23 protein-coding genes are annotated in these 26483 nt (G+C 66.3%); 14 read left to right on the forward strand and 9 right to left on the reverse strand.

The window, feature by feature from the left end; all coding sequences use genetic code 11:
* The first annotated feature begins 3 nt into the window (after window positions 1–3).
* Window positions 4–1389 carry an amidohydrolase family protein gene (locus ACQPYR_RS13635; RefSeq protein ID WP_433631949.1) on the forward strand — a complete coding sequence of 462 codons (1386 nt, stop codon included), beginning with the start codon at window positions 4–6 and terminating at the stop codon, window positions 1387–1389.
* Here the strand turns inward: ACQPYR_RS13635 and mftA are convergent.
* Entirely contained in the window at window positions 1383–1478 is a 96-nt protein-coding gene (mftA, locus tag ACQPYR_RS13640) for a mycofactocin precursor MftA (RefSeq protein WP_433631952.1), read from the reverse strand. The two genes, ACQPYR_RS13635 and mftA, sit on opposite strands and share 7 nt — an antisense overlap.
* 303 nt (window positions 1479–1781) lie before the next feature.
* Here mftA and ACQPYR_RS13645 point away from each other — a divergent pair, with 303 nt between their 5' ends.
* Window positions 1782–5222: a protein kinase domain-containing protein gene (locus tag ACQPYR_RS13645; RefSeq protein ID WP_433631955.1), complete on the forward strand. Its 3441-nt coding sequence runs from the start codon at window positions 1782–1784 to the stop codon at window positions 5220–5222.
* Window positions 5223–5677: 455 nt separating this feature from the next.
* Window positions 5678–6184: a DoxX family protein gene (locus tag ACQPYR_RS13650; RefSeq protein ID WP_433631958.1), complete on the forward strand. Its 507-nt coding sequence runs from the start codon at window positions 5678–5680 to the stop codon at window positions 6182–6184.
* A gap of 49 nt (window positions 6185–6233) precedes the next feature.
* Here the strand turns inward: ACQPYR_RS13650 and ACQPYR_RS13655 are convergent, their stop codons facing one another.
* Both ACQPYR_RS13655 and ACQPYR_RS13660 read right to left on the reverse strand, forming a co-directional pair.
* On the reverse strand, window positions 6234–7127 hold the full coding sequence (locus ACQPYR_RS13655) for an IclR family transcriptional regulator (protein ID WP_433631959.1): 894 nt from the start codon (window positions 7125–7127) through the stop codon (window positions 6234–6236).
* A gap of 261 nt (window positions 7128–7388) precedes the next feature.
* On the reverse strand, window positions 7389–8990 hold the full coding sequence (locus tag ACQPYR_RS13660) for an FAD-dependent oxidoreductase (RefSeq protein ID WP_433631962.1): 1602 nt from the start codon (window positions 8988–8990) through the stop codon (window positions 7389–7391).
* Between the two features lie 249 nt (window positions 8991–9239).
* Here ACQPYR_RS13660 and ACQPYR_RS13665 point away from each other — a divergent pair, with 249 nt between their 5' ends.
* The 4 genes from ACQPYR_RS13665 (at window position 9240) to ACQPYR_RS13680 (ending at window position 12995) form a co-directional block, all read left to right on the forward strand.
* A complete protein-coding gene (locus tag ACQPYR_RS13665) occupies window positions 9240–10241 on the forward strand; it encodes a VOC family protein (protein ID WP_433631965.1) in 1002 nt (333 codons plus the stop codon).
* Window positions 10238–11083, forward strand: a complete 846-nt coding sequence (locus ACQPYR_RS13670; RefSeq protein WP_433631967.1) for an alpha/beta fold hydrolase — start codon at window positions 10238–10240, stop codon at window positions 11081–11083. Before ACQPYR_RS13665 ends, ACQPYR_RS13670 begins: the two co-directional genes overlap by 4 nt.
* A 164-nt stretch (window positions 11084–11247) precedes the next feature.
* Window positions 11248–12429 (forward strand): hydroxylase, encoded by a 1182-nt coding sequence (locus ACQPYR_RS13675; protein WP_433631970.1) that lies wholly within the window; start codon window positions 11248–11250, stop codon window positions 12427–12429.
* Between the two features lie 17 nt (window positions 12430–12446).
* Entirely contained in the window at window positions 12447–12995 is a 549-nt protein-coding gene (locus ACQPYR_RS13680) for a flavin reductase family protein (RefSeq protein WP_433631973.1), read from the forward strand.
* A 75-nt stretch (window positions 12996–13070) separates the two neighbouring features.
* On the opposite strand, the gene hsaA is transcribed toward ACQPYR_RS13680, so the two are convergent.
* Window positions 13071–14270 (reverse strand): 3-hydroxy-9,10-secoandrosta-1,3,5(10)-triene-9,17-dione monooxygenase oxygenase subunit, encoded by a 1200-nt coding sequence (gene hsaA / locus ACQPYR_RS13685; protein WP_433631975.1) that lies wholly within the window; start codon window positions 14268–14270, stop codon window positions 13071–13073.
* A 227-nt stretch (window positions 14271–14497) separates the two neighbouring features.
* Between hsaA and ACQPYR_RS13690 the strand changes: the two genes are divergently transcribed.
* Window positions 14498–15241, forward strand: a complete 744-nt coding sequence (locus ACQPYR_RS13690) for a hypothetical protein (RefSeq protein WP_433631978.1) — start codon at window positions 14498–14500, stop codon at window positions 15239–15241.
* Window positions 15242–15421: 180 nt separating this feature from the next.
* Here ACQPYR_RS13690 and ACQPYR_RS13695 read toward each other — a convergent pair whose 3' ends face one another.
* From ACQPYR_RS13695 to ACQPYR_RS13705, 3 genes are all read right to left on the reverse strand, one after another.
* Complete coding sequence (locus ACQPYR_RS13695) at window positions 15422–16171, reverse strand: SDR family NAD(P)-dependent oxidoreductase (protein ID WP_433631981.1); 750 nt, start codon at window positions 16169–16171, stop codon at window positions 15422–15424.
* Window positions 16172–16241: 70 nt separating this feature from the next.
* On the reverse strand, window positions 16242–17012 hold the full coding sequence (locus ACQPYR_RS13700) for an SDR family NAD(P)-dependent oxidoreductase (RefSeq protein ID WP_433631984.1): 771 nt from the start codon (window positions 17010–17012) through the stop codon (window positions 16242–16244).
* Between the two features lie 15 nt (window positions 17013–17027).
* Window positions 17028–18146: an acyl-CoA dehydrogenase family protein gene (locus tag ACQPYR_RS13705; RefSeq protein ID WP_433631986.1), complete on the reverse strand. Its 1119-nt coding sequence runs from the start codon at window positions 18144–18146 to the stop codon at window positions 17028–17030.
* A 131-nt stretch (window positions 18147–18277) separates the two neighbouring features.
* On the opposite strand from ACQPYR_RS13705, the gene ACQPYR_RS13710 reads away from it, so the two are divergent.
* The 3 genes from ACQPYR_RS13710 (at window position 18278) to ACQPYR_RS13720 (ending at window position 20518) form a co-directional block, all read left to right on the forward strand.
* The gene (locus ACQPYR_RS13710; protein WP_433631988.1) at window positions 18278–19450 is read left to right on the forward strand and encodes a thiolase family protein; all 1173 of its coding nucleotides are present in this window, start codon (window positions 18278–18280) and stop codon (window positions 19448–19450) included.
* Between the two features lie 139 nt (window positions 19451–19589).
* Window positions 19590–19754 carry a hypothetical protein gene (locus ACQPYR_RS13715; protein ID WP_433631991.1) on the forward strand — a complete coding sequence of 55 codons (165 nt, stop codon included), beginning with the start codon at window positions 19590–19592 and terminating at the stop codon, window positions 19752–19754.
* Between the two features lie 11 nt (window positions 19755–19765).
* Window positions 19766–20518: an enoyl-CoA hydratase-related protein gene (locus ACQPYR_RS13720; RefSeq protein WP_433631993.1), complete on the forward strand. Its 753-nt coding sequence runs from the start codon at window positions 19766–19768 to the stop codon at window positions 20516–20518.
* Between the two features lie 197 nt (window positions 20519–20715).
* On the opposite strand, the gene ACQPYR_RS13725 is transcribed toward ACQPYR_RS13720, so the two are convergent.
* Both ACQPYR_RS13725 and ACQPYR_RS13730 read right to left on the reverse strand, forming a co-directional pair.
* Window positions 20716–21414 (reverse strand): hypothetical protein, encoded by a 699-nt coding sequence (locus ACQPYR_RS13725; RefSeq protein WP_433631996.1) that lies wholly within the window; start codon window positions 21412–21414, stop codon window positions 20716–20718.
* Window positions 21415–21463: 49 nt separating this feature from the next.
* Window positions 21464–22717 (reverse strand): ABC transporter substrate-binding protein, encoded by a 1254-nt coding sequence (locus tag ACQPYR_RS13730; protein ID WP_433631999.1) that lies wholly within the window; start codon window positions 22715–22717, stop codon window positions 21464–21466.
* Window positions 22718–22907: 190 nt separating this feature from the next.
* Here ACQPYR_RS13730 and ACQPYR_RS13735 point away from each other — a divergent pair, with 190 nt between their 5' ends.
* From ACQPYR_RS13735 to ACQPYR_RS13745, 3 genes are read left to right on the forward strand one after another with little or no spacing between them, the layout of a single operon-like run.
* Window positions 22908–24941 (forward strand): ABC transporter permease, encoded by a 2034-nt coding sequence (locus ACQPYR_RS13735; protein ID WP_433632002.1) that lies wholly within the window; start codon window positions 22908–22910, stop codon window positions 24939–24941.
* Entirely contained in the window at window positions 24938–25744 is an 807-nt protein-coding gene (locus tag ACQPYR_RS13740) for an ABC transporter ATP-binding protein (protein ID WP_433632004.1), read from the forward strand. The genes ACQPYR_RS13735 and ACQPYR_RS13740 overlap by 4 nt, the downstream gene beginning before the upstream one ends.
* Entirely contained in the window at window positions 25741–26463 is a 723-nt protein-coding gene (locus ACQPYR_RS13745; RefSeq protein WP_433632006.1) for an ABC transporter ATP-binding protein, read from the forward strand. Before ACQPYR_RS13740 ends, ACQPYR_RS13745 begins: the two co-directional genes overlap by 4 nt.
* Window positions 26464–26483: the final 20 nt, after the last annotated feature.

Raw genomic sequence — 26483 nt, forward strand, 5'->3', positions numbered from 1 at the left:
CCCATGTTGATTCGTGACGCGGAGGTGTTCGGTTCGGGCCGGATGGACGTGCGCACCCAGGGCGGTGTCATTACCGAATGCGCGACCGGTTTGGTTCGCCTGCCGGGTGAGGACGAGATCTACGCGGGCGGTGGCTGGTTGCTGCCCGGACTGCACGACCACCACATCCATCTGCGTTCACTCGCGGCGACCTACGAATCGGTTCCACTGGGCCCGCCGCAGGTGCGCACCGCAACCGAGTTGGCGGCGCGATTGCAAGAGGAGGATCGAAAGCTGCTGCCCGGCAGGTGGATTCGTGGCACCGGATACCACGAGTCGGTAGCCGGACCCCTCGATCGCGCGGTGCTGGACCGGATGCTCCCGCACCGTCCCGTGCGCGTGCAGCATCGCACGGGTGTGTTGTGGCAGCTCAACTCGATGGCATGTGAGCTGGTCGGCCTGGACAGCAATGACACGCCGAGTGTGGAACGCGACGAGACCGGACGGCCGACCGGGCGGCTGCGCCGTCTCGACTCCTGGCTGGGGGAGCGAATCGACTCGCGGACAACGGATCTTGCCGCGGTCAGCGCCGCCGCCGCGACGATGGGCATAACCGGATTCACCGACGCGACCCCGGGACTCGCACAGACCGATATCGACCAACTGGCCGAGACGATCGAAACCGGGCGGATGGTCCAGCGGGTGCACTGCATGGCTCCGCCCGAAGTGTTGGAGCCCAGTGGCACACGATTCACGTTGGGCCCCACCAAGATCGTGCTCGACGATTTCGATCTGCCCCCCTTCGACGAATTCGCCGACCGGCTGCGCGCGATTCATGCGGCGGGCCGGGCTGTCGCGGTGCACTGCGTTACGCGGGTGCAGTTCATCTTGACCATGGCCGCGCTGGACCTGGCCGGTGTGCGAGCGGGGGATCGGATCGAACACGGTGCGGTGATCCCGCGCGAATCGCTGGATTGGCTGCGCGGACAGCGAGTTACGGTCGTCACCCAGCCGCATTTCGTGGTCGAACGAGCCGAGCAGTACCGCGACGAGGTGCCTGCGGAGGATCTGCCCGATCTGTGGCGGCTGCGTTCACTCCTCGATGCCGGGGTCGGTGTCGCAGCCGGGTCCGACGCACCGTTCGGCGCACCCGATCCGTGGTCGGTAGTGCGTGCCGCGGTACATCGGCCGACGGAATTCCATGCCGCGGAGGCGGTTTCGGTCGCCGAAGCGCTGTCACTGTTCTTCGGCGCACCCGAGCGCCCGGCGATGCCGCGCCGGATCACCCCCGGCGCGGTTGCCGACCTGACACTGCTGTCGGTACCGCCGGACGAGGCTGCCCATCACCTCGATGCCGAGATCGTCGCGGTGACCATCGTGGCGGGTGAGCTGGTGTATTCGGGTCAGTAGACGCCGCACATACCGTCCATCGAGACCTCTTCCACCAGCCCGTCAGCGATCACCAGGTCGGACTCGTGCACAACGCCCTGTGCACGCATCGGGTGCTCCTGACCGATGAATTTAGTCAGCTGATGACAAATATTGGACGATATCGAGCGCCCGGCGATGGCGGCTGTCGGATCCCGGTGAGCGGAACGATCTCGAGTACGCCTGCAGATCGCGTCCGCAACGGCTTTTCGCCAATCCCCGGCACTGGCTCGGCAACCCACCGGAGCTCGGCTTTCCCGACTATGATCGGCAGGTCGGGGTCGGCAGGTTTGCCTCGAGAGGTGATCGTATGGTCGGACATTGCGGCTTCGGGGGTTCGCGCGGATCGACGCCGGTCGATTAGCCGATTCGCCATGTCCGACTACGAGAACGAACACACCCAGCGCGATATCCGGTTCGGGATCGCCGCGGAACTGACCGCCGCCGGATTCGAGGATGCCGAGGAGATCGGCCGCGGAGGTTTCGGCGTCGTCTATCGGTGTCTGGAGCCCTCGCTCGATCGCACCGTGGCGGTCAAGGTGCTGACCTCGGAGATCAGCGGCGACGAACGCGAGCGATTTGTCCGGGAACAGCACGCGCTCGGCCGACTCTCGGGCCATCCCAATATCGTTGCGGTGCATCAGGCCGATGTGACCGCCGACGGCCGTCCGTTCATCGTCATGCCCTTCCATTCGCGCGGGTCGCTGGATGCGCGGTTGCGCGCGACGGGGCCGCTGCCGTGGCAGGAGTTGCTGTCGATCGGGGTGAAGATCGCCGGGGCGCTCGCCGCGGCGCATGCGACGGGCACACTGCACCGGGATGTGAAGCCCGCGAACATTCTGGTGACCGATTACGGGGAGCCGCAGCTGGCGGACTTCGGCATCGCGCATATCGGCGGGGGATTCGAGACCTCCGCCGGACGCATCACCGGCACACCGGCATTCATCGCACCCGAGGTGCTGCGCGGTGCGCCGCCGAGCGCGGTTTCGGACGTTTACAGCCTCGGTGCCACCATGTTCTGCCTGCTGACCGGGCACGCGGCCGTCGAACGCCAGTCCGGTGAGGCCGTGCTCGCGCATTTCGTTCGAGTCACCTCGGCATCCGGTCCCGACCTGGGTGAAGTCGACGTCCCCGCCGAACTCCGCGCCGCGATCGAGGCCGCGATGGCCACCGATCCGGACCGAAGACCGCGTACGGCAGTCGAATTCGGCTATCTGCTGCGCGATGTTCAGCGAAATTGCGGGCTCGATGTGGACGCCATGGCGGTGCCCGCGGATGCGCACGAACCGCGGTCCGGGCCGATAATGGCGCCCGCACAGCGCGGGACCGGCCCGCGGACCACCGTGCCACCGCCGGTCGCGTCGACCAAATATCGTCCGCCGACCTCGGGCCGCCCCCTGGTGGACCGGCCGCGGCTGCTGCGCAAACTGCAGGAGGGCGGCAATCGCCGCCTGCTGCTCATCCACGCGCCGCCCGGCTTCGGCAAGAGCACACTGGCCGCGCAGTGGCGCGATGTTCTTACCGCACAGGGGATGTCGGTCGCGTGGTTGACGATCGACCACGACGACAACAATGTCGTCTGGTTCCTCGCCCACCTGGTCGAGGCGATTCGCCGGGCTCGCCAGGATCTGGCCGGCGGGCTCGTGACGATGCTGGAGGAGCGTTCCAACGATGCCACCCGATATGTGCTGGCATCGCTCATCGATGAAGTGCACGACAGCGGTGCGCCGCTCGCCGTCGTCATCGACGACTGGCACCTGGTCACCGATGCCGGTACCCGCGCCGCCATGGAATTCCTGCTGGACAACGGATGCCATCACCTGCAGGTGATCGTCACCGGCCGAACGCGCGCTGGATTGCCGCTCAGCCGGATGCGGGTCGGCGACGAACTGGTCGAAATAGATTCCGACGATTTGCGATTCGATGATGCCGAATCGACGGCGTTCCTGCTCGACATCAATCGCCTCACACTGGGCAGATCGCAGGTAGCCGAACTGCTCGACTCGACCGAGGGCTGGGTCGCGGCGCTGCAACTCGCTTCACTGTCGCTGCGCGGCAGCAGTGATCCCGCCGAGTTCATCGATCAGCTGTCGGGCCGGCACGAGGCGATCGGCGAGTACCTCGTCGAGAACGTGCTCGACACGCTCGATCCGGACCTGCTGGACTTTCTGCTGGCGACCTCGATCACCGAGAAGATCTGCGCCGGACTGGCCGAAGCGTTGTCGGGCCCCGCGGCCCCAAAGTTGTTGCAGCAGGTCAAGGCCCGAGATCTGTTCCTGCGCAATGTCGATTTGCGCGACAATGCCGGCGACCACTTCGAGTGGTTCCGCTATCACCGCATGTTCGGCGATTTCCTGCGCCGCAGGCTGGCCGAACAGGATCCCGACAGATGCAGTCGGCTGCACCGCACCGCGGCCGACTGGTTCGCCGACCACGCGATGTTGAACGAAGCGGTGGATCACGCACTGGCCGCCGGTGATTCGGGCGGTGCGCTGCGCCTGATCGAGGAGCGCGCGACGGAACTGTTGGAGAGTGCCCGGACGGCCACCCTGCTCGGGCTGGTCGCCAAACTGCCGACCGCGGTCGCGGTATCGAGTGCGCGCCTGCAACTGTTCGTGGCTTGGGGCAATATCTCGCTACAGCGGCCGGTGGCCGCCGAGGCGGCCCTGGATCGGGTCGACGCGGTGCTCGGCGCCGATCGGCCGGATGCGGACGACACCGCCGGACTCCACCTCGAGGCCATGCTCGCGCGTGCCGCGTGCCGGCTCACCGCCGACCGATTCGCGGAATTGCCGGAGTACGTCGCGCATCGGCTCGAGTCGGAGGTCGACCCGTTCATCGCGACCATCGCGGCGGGTGTCGGATCGGCAGCCGCTCTCTATCGGTTCGACTTCGACGAGGTGTACCGATGGCAGCGGTGGGTGGCGCCGCATCGGGCCCGGGTCAAGGGGCCGACCGGCTTACTGCACAGCTACGGCTTGACCGGTGTGGCCGCCTTCGAGCAACTCGATATCGCGGCCGCGCAGGCGCATCTGGAAACTGCTCGGTCGATGGCACTGGAAACCGGCCGCCATTCCTACATCACGCGTATGACGGGCGCACTGCTCGGTGCGATGTGCTATTGGCGGGGTGAACTCGACGAAGCGGAGGCGCTGCTCGACGAGAGCGTCAAGGCGGGGCCTGAGGGCGGAGCGGTCGAATTCGTGTCGGCGACATATGGAATCGGCGCGCGGATCGCGGCGCTGCGGGGCGACCTCGGGGCGGCGGGGGAGCGACTGGTCGAGGGCGCGAAGATGGCCCGCAATCTCGCACTGCCCCGGTTGGCCGCCCGCATCGTCAACGAGCGAATCCGCCTCGGCCTGCCCATCGCCGCGGACGAGGCCGCGGCACTCGAGCGGCTCGAGCCCTACCGCGCCGAAGGCGACGGAATCACCATCCTCACCTCGGAAATCCAGTGGGATTCGGCAATACGGCTGCTCTTGGCGGATCACTCGGCCGAGGCCGCCGACACCGCCACCGTCTTGGCCGAGCGGTTGGTGCGCGGCCTCGAGCGCCAGCGCCGCCCACGGGCATTATTAGAGGCGCGACTGCTATCGGCATGCTGCCTGGCAACCGCAGACCGCTTGGCAGAGGCCATCGCCGTGCTGGATCCGGTATTGACGCAGTGCGCCGAACTCGGCCTGCCACGGTTGGCGGCCGATGCCGGAGCCGCCATCGAGCCCGCCGTCGTCGCGCTCATCGGTACCGATCCGGCGCTGCGCCGGACGCCGCTGTCATTTCTGACGCGATTACTGCCCGCCGGTACCGCCCGGTAGTAGCCCTCGAAAACATTTGTGGCGTGGATCACACTCGCCTGTTTAGGGCGCCCTAGTAGGGTTTATATTGAGTGCACTGAATCTGGCTGTCGCTCATTCGCCTGGCATCCCGGTGCGAGGAGCGGACACATCGATGTGTTGCACGGCGAGGACACGACAATGGCTCGACACGGTTCACCGACGGCGATCAAGTACCAGCCCGACTGGCACCCGATATCGCTACGTCGGTCTCGCCCGTGCGGTGACGAGTGTCGTATCCTGGTGCGTTTTCAAGGGCATCCGACGCTGCAGTATCGTGCTGCACGGGCTGCTGCCGAATGTTTCGCGGCGGCCGTGCGGGGATTGGGCGTTGACGTCGACATCGATACCGAGCTCGACGACGGCCTGCTTCCGCTGCCCTGTGCGCGGCTGTGGACGTCGTAGCCAGATCTCGACAATGAGGAGTCTCTTTTCGCATGACAACTATCGATGCCGCGATCCTGGTGCTCCGGCTCGTGGTCGGCCTGACCATGGCCGCACACGGCTATAACCACCTGTTCGGCGCGGGTGGTGTGGCCGGCACGGCGGGCTGGTTCGCCTCGATGGGGCTGCGGCCGCCCCGGGTCCATGCGACATTGAGCGGTGCGGGGGAGTTGGCGGCCGGAATCGCCCTCGCGGCCGGACTGCTCACCGCGCCCGCGGCGGCGTTCATCGTCGGCAGCATGGCGGTGGCCGCGGTCATCGCGCATCGGAAGAACGGCTTCTTCGTATTCAAGGACGGCTACGAATATGTGCTGATGCTGGCCGTGGTGGCCGCCTGTATCGCGGCTATCGGGCCTGGTAAGGCGTCGTTGGATCGTGCGCTCGGCATCGACGCGACCTTCGGCGGTGGTCTCGGACTGGCCATCGCGGTGATCGGTGGAGTCGGCGGCGCGGCGGTTTTGCTTGCCGTGAGTTGGCGGCCGAAAGCGCAGGCAGAATAAGAGAATTCGGCGGCCCCGCACCGATGGTGGGGCGGGGCTGTTCGTTGTTTCAGAACCACGCGCCCCGCTCGCCCATGGCGACCAGTTCGCCCAGCGCCTCGCTGGGCAACGCGATCCGTGGTGTGGCTGGTACGTGCCGTGGCCGTTCCGGCTGCGGCGCGCCGCCGAACAGCTTCTCCGATATCGCGTGCGCGGTATTCGCGACCAGCGGCGCCAGTCGTTCGAGTGCGGCCTGGGCGTCGCAGACGATGGATATCGCGCCGATCGGCCCGTCCGGCCCGCGCACCGCGGCACCGACACAGGCGATATGCGAATAACATTCGCCGCGCTCGAAGGCGAGGCCGTTGCGCGCCCGGATCCGGCTCAATTCCTGGTGCAGGATCCCGATATCGCTGATGCTTCGGGTGGTTCGCTTCTGGATCGCGCTCTTGAAATGTTTGTCGACTCGCTCGGGTGACAACCACGCGAGCATGCTTTTGCCGATGGCCGTGCAGTGGGCGGGGGCGCGGCCACCGACTCGCGACGGAATTTCCACTGCGGCCCGGCCGCCGAATTTGTCCAGGTAGTAGACATCGGTGCCGTCCAATACGGCCAGGTGCACGACCATCTCGGTGCGCACCGCCAGCGCGTGCAGCAGTGGGAATGCCGCGGCGCGCAATGCGTTGTGGCCGTCTTCTCGCCCGCCGAGACCCAATGCCAGGGATCCGAGGCCGTACTCCCGGCCGTCGCGCTCCAGCCAGTGCAGCTGAACGAGATGTTTCAGAATGCGGTGGGTCGAGGACCGGGGTATGTTGGTCCGACCGCTGACCTCCTCGAGCGTGAGGCGCGTCTGCGCGCCCCCGAACGATTCCATGATCAATGTCATGCGTTCTACCAGCGAGGGGGATAACGCAGACTGCTCTGCGGCGTCGGCAGCTTCACTGATCCTCAACATCGAGGTCATTTCAGCGCCTCCTTACTTCGGAGACTCGAACTTCAGCGGCCAGTGTAACCACGCGAAGACCCCCGGTCGGCGGAAATCGCCGAAATTTATACAGGTCGGTACAGAGAATATTTTCGCGGGAAAAAGGATACCGATCTGTGTCCCGGCTGTTATTTGCCGCCGGGCGCTCCTGGGATCGGCCGGAAACCGTTCGCTCCCAGCCGACCCTCAGGCTACTGAATATTGCTCGTGCTCAAGCAATCTCGGTCGTCGCGCCGCCTGTCACGCGGCGGCGCCCGCGAGGTCGAGCGCCGCGAGATACGAGAAGACCAGGGAGGAGCCGACCGGTGTCCCCGCGCCCGGGTACACCCGGCCGGACATGGCGGCCATCGTGTTACCGCTGGCATACAGGCCCGCGATCGGCTCGCCGTCCGCGCGCAGTACGCGGGCGTTCTCGTCGGTCTTCAGGCCGCCCTTGGTGCCGATGTCGGCAAGCGCGATGGTGGCGGTGTAGTAGGGCGGCGTGTCGATCGGCGCCACCAGGGGGTTCGGGTAGCCGTTGTCGAGTGGATTCACATAGTTCATCACGGGGCCGGCGGGGAATCCGACGATGTACTGGGCCATCTGGTCCCAGACGGTCTCGCCCCGGTGGAACTTCTCGTCGACCCCCTTGTCGGCATAGGAGTTGAACTCCTCGATCGACTTGCGGAGGTTCTCCGCGGGCACGGCGATGAGGTCGGCCAATTCCTCGATGGTGTCGGCCTTGCGCAGCGCACCCGATGCGAACCACTCGGGGCGGGGCGGCACGGCCGGGTCGCCGCCGAAGCTGTCCCGGTCGATGTGGCGCTGATCGAAGATCCAGTGGCACGGAATGTGTGCGACGCCGGTCTCCTTGTGCTGCCGCAGCATCTCGCGCCCGGCCCGGTCGTAGGGCAGCAGTTCGTTCATGAAGCGCTCACCCGCGCTGTTGACCCAGATGCCGCTGCGGGTACCGGTGTGGAAGACCGGTCGTCCGCCTGGCTGTACGACACCGGGGACGTACCACGCCTGGTCCAGCAACTCGGTAGCGGCTCCGATCGCGACCGCCGCCTGCAGCGCGTCGCCGGTGTTTCCCGGAGCGCCGTCGGACCAGTCGCCGTGGTATGGGGCGACCTTGTGCTTCTCGCGCAGCTCGCGATTGCGCTCGAATCCGCCGGCGGCGAGGATGACGCCGCGGGTAGCGCGAATCCGCACGCGCTCGCCCTTGCTGAGCGCCTCCACGCCGACCACTCGGTCGCCCTCGACGATCAGGCTCTCGAGCGCGGTCTCGAGCCTGTAGAAGCCGTTCCCGGTCTCCAGGAACGCCTTCAGTGCTCGCACGATGAGGGCGCGACCGCCGGTGAGCACGGATCCCGGCTGCGCGCCCGACAGCTCATTGGGGAGCAGATCGCGGATCAGCGGGGCGAGGTCAGCGACCTCGGCGGCCTCGATTTCGGCCGGGAAGATGGTGTTGCCCGCGGCCGTCGCGCCCGGCTTCTCCGCGAAGTAATCGGGTACGGGCTGGTAGGTGAAGGAACCGAACCACGGGTTCTGCTCGATTTCGTCGATCAGCTGCGGCCCGGTGCGCAGGTAGGCATCCTGCATGACTTCGCGGGATGGATCGTCGACGATCTCCCGGAGGTAGCCGCGCACCGTTTCGGCATCGTTCTCGACGCCCGCGCGCCGCAGCGGGGCACTGCCCGGAAACCACAGTCCCGCACCGGAATAGGCGGTCGTGCCGCCGAAGCGATCGGTCTTCTCGATGACGAGTGTGCGCAGGCCACGAGACGCGGCGGCATAGGCGCCGACCAGCCCTCCTCCGGACCCGACGACCACGACGTCGTAGGTTTCCTCGTCAGCGGGCATATCCATCTCCTTGCTTCCGGACCGCGAATCTCCTGCCATCGCCGGCCAGTGACCTGGGTCACCCGGGGCGTGGACCTCCCGAGTGTGGGGGCTGCGGCTGTCGGGCCGGGATCGGTTCCCGCTGTGCGGAAGCAGTGCCTCCTCCGGCCACCGCGACCGCGCGGCTTCCGGTGGGCGGAAATTCTCCTGGTGGCGCACGCCACACGAATTAGCGTTCCTGGCCGTCAATCGATTTCAAGGAGAGCTCGCATGACTCTTTCCCACGACTACGATCCCGGCCCTCAGATCGCGCACGCGGGTGGCATCAATCTCGGCACGACGGACCTGGAGCGTTCGCTGGGGTTCTTCCGCGACCTGCTCGGCATGGAGGTCGTCGCGCAGACCGACGACGGCGTGGCCTACCTGCGCGGCTACCAGGAGCTCACCCACCACTCGCTCGTGCTGACCCAGCAGGACGAGGCCACGGTGAACACCTACAGCTTCCGAGTCCAGCGCCCGCAGGATGTCGAGCTGTTCTACGAGCAGCTCCAGCGGCAGGAGATCGAGACGATAGAGCTGCCCGCCGGGCACGAGGTGGGCCGAGGCACCGCGATCCGGTTCCTGGTGCCGGGCAGTGAGCACCCGTTCGAGCTCTACTACGACATCGAAAAGCCACTCGCGCCAGCGGAGTTGCGCTCGAAGCTGCCGAGTAACAGCTCGCGCCGCCGCGGTTTCGGCGTGCGCCGCCTCGACCATCTGAACGTGCAGACCAGCGCGAGCACGGTGAACCAATCCGAACAGTGGCTGCAGGACGCGCTGGGCTTCAAGCGCCGCGAGTTCGCGATGATCCCGCAGTTCCCGGAGACCATCATGGCGTCCTGGCTGTCGGTGACCCCGCAGGTGCACGACATCGCGATCGGCGTGAACGGGGAGGACCAGAAGGCGCGGTTCCACCACATCGCCTTCAATATCGAGAACTACCACGACATTCTGCGGGCCGCGGACGAGATCCGCGATCTCGAGATCGACTACGGGCACGGTCCGGGCAAGCACGGCATCGGCCAGGCGATGTATCTCTACATCCACGATCCCGGCTCCGGTCACCGCGTCGAGCTCTACTCCGGCGGGTACCTGATCATGGATCCGGACTGGCAGGCGCTCGAGTGGAAGGTGCCCGAGCTGCAGTACGGCCAGACCTGGTACGGCGACGTCCTCGACGTCGGCCCGGGCGCCGGATTCCTCAGCACCTCGCCGTCCGCGGGTCTGAAATGACGCAGCGCAGCGCTGATGTCGACGGGCTCACCGTCAACTACCACGAGGTCGGTGCGGGTGAGCCGCTGATTCTGTTGCACGGTTCGGGTCCCGGTGTCAGCGCCTGGTCGAACTTTCAGCACAATCTGCCGGTCTTCGGCGAGCAGTACCGGGTGATCGCACCCGATCTGCCGGGCTTCGGCGGTAGCGCGCTGCCCGAACTCGACGAGATCTACCCGGTGGTCGCCGCGAAGTGGATCGCGCGGCTGATGGATCACCTCGGCATCGATTCCGCGGTGTTCATCGGCAACTCCATGGGCGGCGCGGTGGTCGCGGAATTGGCCGCCCTGCATCCTGAGCGGGTGCGCCGGATGGCCATCATGGGCTCGGGCGGACTTTCGGTCGGTATCTTCCAGGCCGACCCCAGCGAGGGCTTTCAGCGACTGTTCGAATTCCTAGGCGATCCCACCCGCGATCGGATGATCGCCTGGATCAAGGCGATGGTGTTCAACCCCGCGCTGATCACCGACGAACTCGTCGACGAACGCATGCGCAATGCCACCGCCGAGGGTGTGCTCGATCGGATGAAGGCGATCTTCGGTTCGATGTTCGATCCGAAGCTGCGCCAGACGTATACGCCGCTGTGGACCAAGGCAGCCACCATCACGACCCCGACGCTGATGCTGTGGGGTCGCGACGACCGGATGCTGCCCTACGACCAGGCGCACTTCGCGAACCGGTGGCTGCCCGATGTCGAACTGCACACCTTCGCCCGCTGCGGGCACTGGGTGCAGATCGAGCGCAAGTCCGACTTCGAGCGGGTGGCGATCGAATTCCTCACCCGTAAACCAACCGCCGCATAGTCCGCCCGACGCCTACGCACCATGCGTCTTTCCAGTGAGCGGAAAGTCCATGGTGACCGAATGGACCAAGGAATCACAATGAGCCAATCCCCTCGCCAGATCGGCACTTTCGGTGGCCGTCGCGGCGGCACCTGTAGTTTCCCAGTAAGTAGGAGGTGTGCGTCGTGGCACACGAAGTAGTCCAACGTGTCGAGGAGCTGGGGCCGGAACTGGCCGCACTCGCCGAGGAGAACGAGAAGCTCGGCAAGCTGAGCGATAAGACCGCGGAACTGCTGCGTTCGGCGGGGGTGATGCGGCTGCTGCAGCCCAAGGAGTTCAGTGGCTACCAAGCGCACCCGCGCGATTTCGCCGAAGCGGTGATGGCGGTCGCGCAGAACGACCCCGCCGCGGGCTGGGTGTGCGGCGTCGTCGGCGTTCATCCGTGGGAGATGGCACAGATGGACCCCCGTCTGCCGCAAGAGGTTTGGGGTGAGAACCCGGACACCTGGATCGCCTCCCCCTATATGCCGATGGGCGTCGCCGATCCGGTCGAGGGTGGCTACCGGCTGACCGGCCGCTGGCCGTTCTCCTCGGGCACCGACCACTGCGAGTGGGTCTTCCTCGGCGCACTGCTCGGTGACGGCACCGGCAAGCCGGCCGGGCCGCCGACCGTGCTGCATGTGGTCGTTCCCCGCGCGGACTACAAGATCATCGACGATTCCTGGGACGTGGTCGGCCTGTCGGGTACCGGCAGTAAGGACGTGGTGATCGAGGGGGCGTTCCTGCCCGACTACCGCGTCATCGTCCAGGACGAGATCATGCAGGGTGCGGCGGCAGAAAAGCGCGGCCTTACCGACGCGGTGTACAAGTTGCCCTTCACGACCATGTTCCCGCTCGGGTTGACTGCCGCGGTAATCGGGATCTGCGAGGGCGGATTGCGTGTGCATCTGGACCAGCAGCGCGAGCGCGTCGCGGTGACCGGTGTTCAGGTGCGTGACGATCCGTACACGCTCTACGCCGCGGGTGAGGCGGCTTCGGAGATCGAGGCCTCGCGGATTCAGCTGATCAACGGCGTCAGTCGGCTGTATGACCAGCTGGAGTCCGGGCAGCCGATCACGTTGGAAGACCGGTTGGATATCCGGCGCAATCAGGTTCGCTGTGCCTGGCGGGCGGTTTCGGCATTGGACGAGATCTTCGCGCGCTCCGGTGGAAACGCCGGTCGCCGGAGTAACCCGATCCAGCGGTACTGGCGTGACGCGCATATGGCACTGCAGCACATGGTCCACGTTCCCGGTACCGCCTATCACGCGAATGCACTGGTCAAGATGGGGCTCGAGCTGCCGCCGTCGATGGTCGTGATGGTCTGACACGAGGGGATAGGGATATGAGCGAGATCCGATCAACGCAGGAGACGGTGGTGGCGATCAATACGCGCCACTTCCGGAATGTGCTCGGCCATTTCCCCACGAGCGTGGTCGCGATCACCACCCTCGACGATGATCAGCGCCCGCACGGGTTCATCGTGGGGACGTTCACCTCCGTCTCGCTCGACCCGCCCCTGGTGTCGTTCCTGGTGGACACGTCGTCGACCACCTTGCAACGCATCCGCGAGACCGGACGGTTCTGCGCAAATGCGTTGGCGGGCAACCAGGAACACGTGTCGCGGCGGATGGCGTCCAGGGGCGGCGACCGGTTCGAGGGCGTGACGTGGCAGTCGTCCGCATTGGGCAATCCGGTATTGGACGGTGTGGTCGCGTGGGTGGACTGCACCGTTGCCGAGATCGTCGAGATCGGTGACCACGTTCTGGTCGTCGGGCAGGTGCACGAACTGCGGGTGGAGTCGGTGCGTACTCCGCTGCTGTTCTTCCGCGGTGGGTACGGCGACTACCTCGCCAGCGCGTCGCTCGTCATGGACCAGCTCGTCGGCTGGTAATCACCTGAACCCGATGTAGCAGTGCGCAATTCGACGACCCCAATGGCAGGGCAGGCCATTGGGGTCGTCGGCTGTTCAGACCAGCATGTCGTCGACGTACAACCCGAACGAGCCGCGGCCGCACAGCGCCAGCGACGATTCGACATCGTTACCGGCGTGGATGCTGCCCGTATGCGCATCCCGCCAGGCCCGTTCGATCGGATTGCCGCGGCGTCGTGACATGCCGCCCGCGGCCTGGAAAACCAGATCGATCGCGGTGATCGCGCGCTCGGTGCCGCATACCTGATCCCGGCGGCCGCGCAGCCGCAGCTCCATCGGGATGTCCTCGCGCCGGCGCGCACGTTCGTACAGATCCTGCAGGTTCCGGTGCAATTGCAGGACGGCCGCGTCGACATCCGATTCGGCCCGCGCCACTGCGATCTGCACGGATCGGTCGGTGCTGAGGCTGCCGCCACCGAAACTCGGTCGGTTGAGATTGCGCATGCGCGTGAGAAATTTTTCCAGGCAGCCCTCGGCCAAACCGATCATCGGCGCGGTGACCGAATAGCTGTACATCGTTCCGAAGGGCATGCGATACAGCGGACCGGTATTCAGCTTCTGGCCCGGACCACGCCGGTGGGTGACGTCGTAGTTGCGCGTCGTCCGGTATTCCGGGACGAAGATGCGATCGATGTGCAGGTCGTGGCTGCCGGTGCCGCGCAGGCCCACAGAGTCCCACACCTTGTCGATACGGTAATCCGCGCGCGGTACCAGCGCGGACACGATATCCACCGGATCACCGTTCTCGGCGTAGACCGTACCGCCGAGTACCGCCCATGACGCGTGTGCGCAGCCGGATGCGAAGCGCCAACGCCCGCTGAGTTCGTAGCCCCCTTCGACCGGCGTCAACCGGCCGACCGGCGCATAGGACGGACAGATCAGCGCATTCGGGTGAGCTGGGCTTACCCGCCCCGCCGACTGCCATCCCCCCGCCCACACCTCGCGTTGTGCGCGCTCGTCGAAAAGCGCCACATGCCAGGGAACTACCCCGAGCACCGAGGCCACCCACCCGGTGGAGCCGCAGGTACCCGCGATCATCCGGACCACGTCGTAGAACTGATTCGGATCGGCCTCCAAGCCGCCGCTCCACTTCGGTTGCAGCAGCCGAAAGACGCCGGCGGCGACCAGGTCGGTCATCGTCTGTTCCGGTATTTCGCCGGTCACGTCGACCTGCGCCGCGCGTTCGGCCAGTTCCGGCAGCAGCCCGCGCACCGCCTCGGCTACATCGTTGTCCATGCCGTAATCCTGCGCCCTGAGCACCGCGTACTCCAGCCGGAACACGACCGGCTCGCACGCGGCTGCCGCTGAACGGGAATACGCGGAGCCGGCGATGGGGCGGCTGTGCGGCCGTCCCGCTCTGCGGAAGTTCGCCGACGGTCGAGTGTGCGGGTCATCACACTAGGGGAGCTTTCGTCCTCGGGACGGAATTGCTGGCGATGAGTGCAGAGATCGAAGGAGATCCGTTGAAAAAATCAATCTATTTCAGATTACAGCGCTGGTCGGCGTGGAGCGGATTCCTGGTTCTCGTACTGATGCTGACCGCCTACGGTGTCGGCGACTTGCTATCGCCCATGAGTCCGACGATGTCCGCGAATGAGATTCGCGACTTCCTGGTCGAGCATCAGCACGGGATTCTGCTGTGTGTGGCCATCATGGTACTGACCGTGCCATTCGAATATCCATACGTCGTCGCGACCAGCATGCAGATGAAGCGAGTCGAGGGCGGCTGGGGCTGGCTGTCGATGGTTCAGCTGACCACCGGCGTCGTCGCGCCGACCGGTTTCTTCTACCCTTTGGCGATTCTGGCCGCCGCCGCATATCGGCCGGAAAGCCATTCCCCTGATGTCCTGTCCGCGATGACCGACATCTTCTGGCTGATGTATGTGGGCAACGCCTGTATTTTCGTCCTGCAGGTCTGGTCGATCGGGTTCACTTCCTACTTCGACCAGCGCGACAAGCCGATTTTCCCGCGCTGGTACGCGCACCTGAGCATGCTCCTGGGTGTCCTGCTCATCTCGGGCGCCTTCGTCTTCCTGAACAAGACCGGCCCGTTCGCGTGGAATGGCATTCTGGCCCAGGGCATTCCGGCGATCGCCTACCTCGTCTGGAAGGTCGCGACGCCGCTGGTACTGCTGAAGGCGATCAAGGGCGAGGAAGCCGAACTCGCCGCGAAGGAAGCTGTCGAGGCGGAGCCTGCGACCGCATAACTCCGGAGGCTGCCGGTTTCGTGCGGGTTGCACGAAACCGGCAGCGCTCTACGGGTAGGTACCGTTCATCTCGACCGATGACGAGTGCGCCTGCACCGGAAGCTGCGCGCGGCCGGGTATCGCAATTCCCATCGCGATACCCGGCCTCAGTTGTTGTGCGCGGGAGAGTTCGGCGCGGCGTCAGACCGAGAGTGCGAAACCGCCTGTCACACGTAGTGTTTCGCCGGTGACGAAGGACGCCTTCGATGAGACCAGGTAGAGCAGCGCCTCGACGATGTCGCGCTCCTCGCCCTCGCGCTGCAGAATCTGCTGACCCATGACGCGTTCGGCCTCGTCGCGAGCGAGTTCGGCGCGAATGGTCTCGGTGAAGATCAGGCCCGGTGCGATCGCGTTGACACGGATGCCGTCGGGGGCGAATTCGCGGGCGAAGGACATGGTCAGGCCGCGCACGGCGAGTTTGGAGACGCCGTAGACGGTTCGGTTGGCGTAGGCCGCCGACGACGAGATATTGACGATCGACGCGCCCTCGCGCCCGGTCATCGCCTTGTGCGCCGCCAGCGTGCAGTTGACCACGCCCATGACATTGACATCGAACACCCGCCGGACCTTGGCCAGGCCGAGTTCGGTGAACGGCCTGTTGTACGCGGCGTGCAGGCCCGCATTGTTGACCAGGATGTCGATACCGCCGTGGCGTTCGGCGACCGCCTCGATCATCGCGGCGACGCCGTCCTCGTCGGCGACATCGCAGGCCACGCCGGTCGCATCGCGGCCCTGCGCGATGAGTTCCGCGGCTGCGGATGCGGCGACCTCGCCGTCGATATCGGCGAGCACGACGTGCGCGCCCAGTTCCGACAATGCGGTGCCGAATGCCTTACCGAAGCCGCGGCCGCCTCCGGTGATGATCGCGATTTTGCCCTCATGTTCGGACATCGCGTCCCTCCTTCGAACAGGGCACCGTAATGCGATGCCCGACTTGAACTTTCGCGTTCGAAAACCGCGACTACTTCGGAGCGAACCGCTGGCCCGCATCGAGACGCAGGCACTGGCCGTTCAGCATCGGGTTGTCGATGATGGCGAGGGCGAGTTTGGCGTACTCCTCGGGACGGCCGAGCCGTTTGGGGAAGGCGGCGTCCTTGACCAACTGCGCCCGCGCCTCGTCCGGGATTTTGGCCGTTATACCGGTTTCGAACAGGCTGGGCGCGATGGCGAGTACCCGAATGCCGAGGGAGCCGAGGTCACGGGCCATGGTCAGGCACATGCCCGCGATGGCGGCTTTGGCGGCGGTGTAGGCGACCTGACCGATCTGACCCTCGAAGGCCGCGATCGAGGAGGTGTTGATGATGACGCCGCGTTCGCCGGTTTCCTCGGGATCCTCCGGTTCGTTGCGGCTCATATGCGCCGCCGCGAGCCTGCTGATATTGAAGGTCGCGACGGCATTGAGGTCCAGCACCTGACGGAAGGTCTCGAGGTCGTGCGGACCTTCCTTGCCGAGCGTGCGCTTGGCCTTGCCGCCGCCCGCCGTGGTGATCGAGACATGCAGTCCGCCAAGGGAATCCACGGCTTCGGCGAGTGCCTGCTCGGTCGCCGCGAAGTCGGTGATGTCGACGGGGTGGAAGCCGGCGCCGACTGCGGCGGCGACCTCGGCCCCCGCCGTACCCGGACGGTCCAGCACGGCGACATCGGCGCCACGCGCCGCGAGCAGTTCGGCACTGGCCCGGCCCATACCGGAGGCGCCGCCGAATACCACGACCTTCTTACCCTTGATTTCCATGGAATTCCTTCTCGTTCAGACGGATGCGGGGGACTGTTGCAGCAGGGTGCACAGCCGGTCCCGATGGACGGTGACGCCGCCGTAGAGGACGGCGTCGGTCTCGGCTCGGCGCAGGTAGAGATGCAGGTCGTGCTCCCAGGTGAAGCCGATGCCACCGTGTAATTGCAGGGCGCGGGCCGTTACCTCCCCAGCGGCGGACGAGGTATAGGAGGCCGCGACGCAGGCCGCGCGCGTGGCATCGTCGGCCTCGGCGGCCATCGCCGCGTAGTAGGTGGCGGCGCGCGCGCCGTGCACGAAGATCGCCATATCGGCGCAGGCGTGCTTGACGGCCTGGAAGGTGCCGATCGGCCGCCCGAACTGCACGCGGGCCTCGGTGTATTCGACGGTGAGTTCGAGCATGCGTGCCATGACCCCGAGGGCATCGGCACATCGCAGCACCGAGGCGTAGTCGAGCAGCCATTGCACCTCGGCGGCCCCGACCTCGAGGCGGCGCTCGACCGGGACGCGCACCTGCTCGAGCCGGACCTCGTAGAACGCGCGCGTCAGATCCAGGACCTGCTGACGCCGCACGGTGACCCCGGCACTGTCCCGGTCGACGAGAAATGATGCCGGAACGCCTTCGTGCCGTGCGGTCACCAGCAGCCAGCGTGCGCCGCCCGCATCCTGCACCGCGGTCTTGACCCCATCGAGAATGAACTCGTCCCCGTCGCTGCGGGCCTCGGTGTGCACCCCGTCCAGGGTCCACGGTGCCCGCGGTTCCGCGAAAGCCCAAGTGGCCCAACCGGATCCCTCGGCAAGGGCGGGCAGCACCTCGGCCCGCAGTGCGGGTGGACCCGCAGCGGCGATCGCGGCACCGACGACGGCGGTCGAGATGAACGGGCCGCGTGCGAGCCCGCGCCCGATCTCCTCGGCGACCAGTGTCAGCTCGACCAGCCCCTGGCCCGCACCGCCGTACTCCTCGGGTAGCGCCAGGCCGGGCCAACCGAGGTCGGCGGTGAGCCGCCACAGCTGGGGGTCGACGTCTTCGTCGCGCTCCATCCAGCTCCGTAACGCCTCGATCGGCGCCCGGTCCGACAATAGGTCGCGCGAGGCAGCGCACAGCATCGTCTGCTCGTCGCTGAGCTCGAAGTTCATCAGTCACCACCTGATGCCGAAGACATAAACGTCATTGCGAAGGTATCCTTTTTTACATCTCGAGTCGAGATTCACCACGCTTTTCGCCTCGCATCTTTCAGGCAGCGCGGTAATAGAGTACAACGAATTACATGACTGATGCCGTTTTGCTCTCCGCCTGCCGTACCGCCATCGGCACCGCCCGCAAGGGCACCCTGCGCGACACCAGCGCCTTCGATCTCGCCACCGTCGTTGTCCGGGAGGCGGCGCAACGCAGCGGTGTGCCGCCGGAGCTGATCGATGACGTCGTGCTCGGCGAATCGGTGGCCGGTGGCGGCGATATCGCCCGGTATGCCGCGATCGAAGCCGGGCTCACGCATGTTCCCGGCTTGGCGCACAACCGGCACTGCGCCTCCGGATTGGCGAGTATCGCGACCGCCGCCGGGAGCGTGCTGGCCGGGATGGATCGCGCGGTGATCGCCGGTGGGACCCAGTCGTTCTCGACCGCTCCCGTTTCGCGGCGGCGGATTCCCGGTACCGACGACTGGCAAGACCCGTGGAGCTCGCCGTCACACGTGTCGACGCCCGAGGCGCCGAGCAACGATATGGCGATGCTCGTCGGTTGGAATACGGCGCGGCTGGCCGGGGTGTCCCGGGAGGAGATGGACGCCTGGGCCCTCGGGTCGCACGAGCGGGCCGTCGCGGCCATCGACGCCGGCCGGTTCCGCGACGAGATCGTCCCGGTCAAGGTCACTGATCGGGACGGCGGGGTGTCGGTCTTCGATATCGACGAACATCCGCGCCGAGGCTCCAGCATGGCGAAACTCGCGGGGCTCGAGCCGCTGCATCCGGAGATCGAGGGCTTCTCGATCACCGCCGGTAACTCCAGCGGTTTGAACGACGGTGCGGCCGCGGTGGTCGTCGCCAGTTCCGAACTTGCCGCCGAACACGGGCTCACACCATTGGCCACGGTGCGGTCGTGGGCGAGCGTCGGCGTCGATCCGGTGCGCACCGGCCTCGCGCCGATCGAGGCGATCCGAAAGGCGTTGGACCGGGCCGGGATCGGCATCGGCGAGGTCGATCTGTTCGAGATCAACGAGGCCTTCGCATCGGTGACCGTGGCCGCCGTGCGGGGATTGGGCCTGGATCCCGAGCGGGTCAACCCGTTCGGCAGCGGTTGCAGCCTCGGCCATCCGATCGCGACCACCGGCACCCGGATGGTGGTGACCCTGGCCCATGAATTGCGCCGTCGCGGCGGCGGTACCGCGGTCGCGGCGATGTGCGCGGGCGGCGGCATGGGGTCGGCACTGGTCCTGACGGTCTGAACGGCCATGATCGAGAGGCCGGACGAAGGACTTGGCGCTGCGGGGTCGGACGCTCACGGGCCGGGCGCTGCGGGGCGGAATGCTGCGGAGCCGGGCGTCGAAGCGCCGAACGCCCCTGGGGTAGGTGCCGGTGGGCTGGATGGTAGTGGGTCGGGCGCCGGTCGGTTGGACACTGGTGGGTTGGGTGTTGGTGGGTTGGACGCTGGTGGGTTGGGTGTTGGTGGGTTGGGTGTTGGTGGGTTGGGTGCTGGTGGGTTGGGTGTTGGTGGGTTGGACGCTGGTGGGTCGGGTGCTGGTGGGCTGAACGCCGAGGAGTTGAGTACAGAGGGATTGGACTGCCGCTGGGTGGACGGCGTGCTGTGGGTGACCCTGGACCGGCCGCGGGTGCGCAACGCCATGACGATCACAATGCGCCGGGGGTTGATTGCGGCGATGCGCGCCGCCGATGCCGATGTGGCGACCCGGTTGGTCGTGCTCACGGGAACCGATCCGGCATTCTCCGCGGGCATCGACCTGAAGGAGGCGCTGGGCAATGGCGCCGGATCACCGCGCGGGGCGCGCACCGATCCGGCGGCGGTGGTTCGGGCGGCCCGTACACCGGTACTCGGCGTTATCAACGGGTTGTGCTACACGGGCGCACTGGAATTGGCGCTGTCGTGTTCATTCCTGATCGCCTCGGAACATGCGAGTTTCGCCGACACGCACGCCGCGATCGGATTGCCGTCGGGGTGGGGGATGAGCGCACTGCTGCCCCGCGCGGTGGGTGTGCGGCTGGCGCGTCAGATGATGCTGACGGGGGAGCGGATCGATGCGGCACGGGCGTTGGCCGCGGGACTGGTGAACGAGGTCGTCCCACACGATCGGTTGCTCGACCGAGCTTGGGAGCTAGCGGATTTGATTCGCCTCGCCCACCCGGATGCCGTCGCGGGGACACTCGAACTGCTTGCCGACGGTGAAGGCACCAGCCTGGCCCATGCCCTGGCGTTGGAGGCGCGGGCGAAGTTGCGCTGGCGCTCGGATGTGGTGGACGTGGCGCGCCGATTCGCGGCTCGGACCAATCGAAAGTAACTGTGCGACAAACCTTCCACTGTGATCGAGCGCCGCTGACATCAAGAGCCCCGTACCTCGTCTTGCGAGGTACGGGGCTCTTGTCTACGCCGATCGCACTGATCGGTGTTCATCGATCAGGCGAGCACTATGGTTGTGGCGGCCAGAGTGCTCGCCGTAGCGATGCGGGCGTCCCTGTCAGGTCTTCGGCGATTCGGTTACTTCGGGGCGGGCATCGGGGAGTTGATCGTGGTGAAGTACTGGATTGCCGCCATGATCGCGACCGGCGCGGTTACCAGGAGCTGTCCGGCCAGGGTGCCCAGCGCACCGATGGCCACGATCCCGCCGATACAGCCGATGGCCGCGGCGGGTATGAACGCGCCGAACAAACCGACGATCGTCGCCGAGGCGACGGTGGCGCTGGCGATTCCGCCCAGGACACAGCCGATGGCCCCGCCCGCGATGCCACCGACCATGGTGCCGATCGTGGAACCCGCAGTGATGGTGCTGATCATCCGGCCGAACGCGGCCTGTTCCCGGTCGTACTGGGTCTTCCAGGGGGCCTGGTCCTCATAGGGTAGGGCGACCGGCTTGTACACCGCGTGTTCAACGTCGAACTGCGGGGTAAGTGTGGCGGTGCGATCGGTGATCTCCGCGGCGATGGGGAAGACGAAATCGTCCACCCGGAAAGCCAATTCGGCGCCGCCGAGGGTTACCCCATTGGCGGCCTTGATCTTGAATACCCCGTCTTCCACGGCCATCGAACCAGCGTCGGTGGTGATGATCGTGGATTTGTCGGTAACCTTCGTCGCGTATTTGACGCCCGGGTCCTCGGCCTGTGGTGCGGCCACCCCGGCCTGTGCGGTTACAGCGAGCGCGGATGCCAGTAACACACTGGCGGCTGCGATCTTCCTCATCTGTGTTCTCTTTCTTTCGGATCCCTCGGACTTCGATGTGGAGGGACGTCTACTTCGGCACGACCTTCAGATCCGGGATCTGCTCGCCGCAGGCCGGTGCCCCGTTCGTGTCGGGCACGAACTTGTCGCCACGCAGGATCGAGATGAAGGTGCAGTTGCCCGGGGAGCCGACCGAATAGGAGCCGCGGTTCTCGAAATCGGCGGGCTTCGGGAACAATCCACCGGCGGTCCAGGTCTTATCGGTACGCAGCGCGGACATCAACTGTTCCTGGCTTGCGTTGCAACCGGCCTTCTCGAGCCCCTCGATCAGCAGGTCGGCGCTGACCCAGCCCACCGCCATCGAGAAGGACGGGATACCGCTCTCCGAGCCCGCATACTGCTTCAGTGCCGCCGAAAATGCCCGGGTCGCTTCGGTATTCATTTCCGTCGGTGCGAAGGAGGTCATGAAGCCGACGCCCTGGCCCGCCGCGATCGCCGGCGGCGACTTCAGCAGATCCGCACCGTAGCCGGTGGCCAGCAGTACGGACTTCATCTCGACCCCGGCCTGGCGCAGACCTGTCATGAGCGCGAATCCGGTATCCGGAATAACCGGCGCGTAGAGTACATCGGCACCGGATTCCTTGATACCGAGGACATATGGGCCGACATCGGTGGTGCCGAACGGGATGCGGATGTTGACATAACCGCGCGCGAGCCCCACGTGCTCGGCCGAGAGCGCCGCGCCTTCCGCCGACTTCGTGGCACTCGGAGTGTTGTAGGAGAGGACGGCGACCTTGGTTCCGCCGATCTTCTTCCAGTAGTCACCCAGTGTCGTCGCGGTCTTGTTGTAGTCGGTACCCGCCGTCGCGGCGAAGAGGTTGTCGTACTTCGGGTTGAACCACTGCTCACCGCCATCGAAGCCCGCGCCGAGGAACGGCGTCTCGCTCGCCAGGGTCCCCGCGTACTGCCCCGCGCCGTAGAAGTACGTGCTCACCGGCAGCACCGCGTAGGCGTGATCCTGCTGCACCAACTTCTGCGCCGCGGTCAATGCGCCCTGCGGTGTGGACTGGTCATCACCCATGACGACGTCGAAGCCGCGTGCCGCGCACTTCCCGTTCGCCGCCTGGTATGCGGCGAAGCGGGCTTTCACTCCGGGTTCGGTACCTGCGTAGTTGGCGGTCGCGGCGCCGCTGAGCGAGGTCAGCACACCCACCTTGACCGGACCACTGGTATTGCCCGCGCCGCCGGAGCCACCGCTGCCGCACGCGGGAACCAAAAACATTGCGGCGCATACCCATGCCGCGATCGCACCGACTCTGCGCATCTGCACTCCTCTAGCTATCGCCGGTCCGGCTTCGATGCCCGGACGGCTGCGAGGGCTACAGTTGAGCATATTCAGTGCCCTTTGTATCCGGTTTTCACCAAGAATCCGGACAAAATCCTTGACGGTGACCCACTATTAGCGCACTCTTACCCATACCTTCAGAGCGTCGAACTGGTTAGGGGCCCCACCGTTGCTCTCCTACGTTCTTGCCGGGCTAGCCCTCGGCGCGATCTACGCAATCGCCGCGGCATCGCTGGTCGTGACCTACGTTTCCTCAGGCGTTTTCAACTTCGCCTTCGGTGCCATGGCCTTCGCCGTCGCCCGCTTCTACTACTTCCTGCACGTCGAACACGGGTGGTCGATTCCGCTCGCGGCCGTCGTCGCGATCGGGCTGTTCGGCCCGGCTCTCGGCATCGCGCTCTACGTGCTGCTTTTCCGTTACCTGCGACTGCGTTCACCGCTGGTCAAGATCGTCGCGACGATCGGCCTTTCGGTCGCATTGCCACCGCTGGTCAACCTGGTGCTGGGGCACCTGGTGAACACCACGGCCCCCGGCCTTGCTCCCCAACCGCTGCGGATTTTCCACGTGTTCGGGGCGGTCGTCGATATGAACCAGGTGATCACCTACACGGGTCTGGCGGTGGTTCTGCTCGTCGGCACCGGGCTGCTCCGGTATACCGATATAGGCCTGCGAGTTCGGGCCTTGGTCGACTCCGAGGCGCTGACCGCAATGTCCGGCGTCAGCCCGACCCGGGTGTCGCTCGGCGTGTGGTCATTCAGTGCACTGTTAGCCGGGCTCGCGGGTATGCTCGTCGCACCTACCGCGGGACTCACGGTCGAGGGCATGACCTCATTGATGTCGGCCGCCTTCGCGGCGGTGGTCGCGGCGCGACTGCGCAGTCTGCCGATGGCCGTCTCGGTCGCGCTCGCCATGGGTGTGGTCACCAACGTCATCCAGCGTTACCTCGACCCGCAGAGCCCGTTCTCGGCGCAGATCGTGCCGAGCATCCCGTTCATGTTCATGCTGGTCTTCCTGCTGTACTACGCGGTGCGTGGACAGGCGGGCGATACCACGGCGGGCGGCGCGCTCGATCGCGCGATCCGCACCGCCGATGCCGGAGCGACCGGTAGTTCGGGCGGGTCACGCACCGGGCGGACCCGACCGACGGCCGCACTCGTCGCAGCCGTGGTGACGTTGCTCATCGTCGCGGTACTGCCCCTGGTTCTCGAGGACTTCTGGGCCGGTCTGGTCGGTGCGGGTATCGCGCTCGCGATCGCGCTGCTGTCGTTCACACTGGTGACCGGTGAGGGCGGGATGATCTGGCTGTGTCAGATCACTTTCGCGGGTTTGGGTGCCATCTTCGCGGCCGATCTGACCACCAATTCCGGGTGGTCGCCGCTCGTGGCGGTCCTGGTCAGCGCGCTGTGCATCGTGCCGATCGGGGTGATCCTCGGCTTGCTCACCATCCGCCTCGGCAACCTGTACGTCGCCCTGGTCACGCTGACCTTCGGCCTGCTCGTCCAGAACCTGATCTTCATGCGGGACCGGTTCTACAACTCCGGCCAGGGTATCTATATGCCGCGCCCCGAATGGGCCGCGGACAACGCGACATTCGCTCTGCTCGCCCTGGTGGTGTTCGTCGGGCTCGGTCTGCTCGTGGTCAATCTACGGCGTTCGACCGCGGGACTCGCGGTAACCGCGGTCCGGTGGAGCGAACCCGGCTCGCGCACGCTGGGCCTGAGCATTCTTCCGATCAAGGTGCTGGTATCCGCTCTCGCGACGTTCGTCGCGGCGATCGGCGGCGGCTTCCTCGCGCTGAATTACCAGTCGGCACTGCCCGATTCGTTCAACGCGTTCACCGGTCTGGTCTGGCTGGCCGTCCTGGTCACTCTGGGCTCACGGTCGATCATGGGCGCGCTGGTCGCGGGGGTGGCCTTCGCGGTGTTGCCCAGCGTGTTCCAGACCTACCTGCCGACGAGTTGGGCCGAGATCCCGGTCATCATGTTCGGCTTCGGTGCGATCATGCTCGCCCGCAATCCGGACGGGATCGTCGCGATGCACGCGCGGCAACTCGACGATGTCATTCGTTGGTGGCAGCGCCGACAGTCCGTCGATAGCTCCGAAATATCAAAGGCGACAACGGGTTCTGAGACGACACCAGCTGCGGAGCAATCCCGCGAGCGTGTCGAGGAACCACAGCTGACCCCGGGAGACCTGGCATGAGCACCGAACCGACCCCACCGCGGATCGAGGCCAAGGGGGTGACCGTCCGCTTCGGTGGACTCGTCGCCCTCAACGACGTCGACCTCCAGGTCCCACCCGCTTCCATCGTCGGTCTCGTCGGCCCCAACGGCGCGGGTAAGAGCACCTTGTTCGCGGTGCTGTCCGGACTGTTGAAACCGAGCGCCGGCGCCGTCCTGATGGACGGTCACGACGTCACCAAGGCGAGTGCGCAGTCGCGGGCCCGGCGCGGCCTCGCCCGCACCTTCCAGCATCCGGAACTGTTCCCCGGACTCACCGTCCGCGAACACGTGGTGCTCGGTTACCGGCTCCGGCACGCCCGCAGCCGGATGTGGACCGACCTCGTGACGGCGGGCGGTTTCCGCCGCGCCCCCGCCGACGAGGACCGGCGGGTCGACGAGATCCTCGCCGCACTGCAGCTGACCGGGCACGCCGATCTGCCGGTGGCCGGGCTGCCGCTCGGCACCAGTCGGCTCGTCGAGATCGCCAGGGCACTGGCCGTCGATCCGAATGTGCTATTGCTCGACGAGCCGTCGTCGGGACTGGACGCACGCGAAACCGATGAGCTCGCGGGCACATTCACCCGTGTAGTGGCCGACCATGGTGTATCGCTGCTACTGGTCGAGCACGATGTCGATCTGGTGCTCGGGCTCAGCGATGTCGTCCATGTGCTCGACTTCGGCGTCAAGATCAGCGAAGGAACCCCGGCCGAGGTCCGCGTGGATCCGGCCGTGCGCGCCGCGTACCTGGGCGCGGGCCCCGACGAGGAAAGGACCTCGGCATGACCACCACGTCTGCCTTGCTCGCCGTCCGCGACCTGAACGTCCGCTACGGCGCCGCGCAGGCACTGCAAGGTGTGAGCTTCGATGTGCACCCGAACAGCGCGCTCGCCGTGCTCGGGCCGAACGGTTCCGGAAAAAGCACCCTGGCCAGGGCGCTATCCGGGCTCGTCACACCGGTGGACGGGACCGTCGAACTCGACGGCCGCGACATCACCGGCGCGACGCCGGACCGGATCCGGCGCGCGGGCCTGGTGCATCTGCCCGAAGGGCGCGGCGTATTCCCGACCCTGACCGTGCTGGAGAATCTGCGCATGGCCACCGCGGCCGACCGGCGGCGCAGAGCCGCGGCCATCGATCATGCCTTCGAGATCTTTCCCGTGCTGCGGCAACGGCAGCGCCAGGCCGCGGGCACTCTGTCCGGCGGTGAACAGCAGATGCTGTCGCTGGCCAGGGCGCTGATGGTCGAACCGCGGTTGGTGATCGCCGACGAGATGTCGCTCGGCCTGGCGCCGAAGATGGTCGACGTGGTTTTCGAGAGCCTGCAGCGGGCCAGAGCGGCCGGTGTCGCGGTGCTCATGATCGAGCAGTTCGCCAGTCGCGCACTGGCTTTCGCCGACCAGTGCCTCATCCTGCAGCGCGGGCGGATCGCCTGGTCGGGTGCCGCCGACCTGGCCGGTGGCGAACTGCTGCGCGGCTATCTCGGTGACGCCACCGCGGCTTGAGATATTCGAAAAGGGGGCCG

Source organism: Nocardia sp. CA-120079, assembly GCF_050955745.1.
Lineage (GTDB): Bacteria > Actinomycetota > Actinomycetes > Mycobacteriales > Mycobacteriaceae > Nocardia.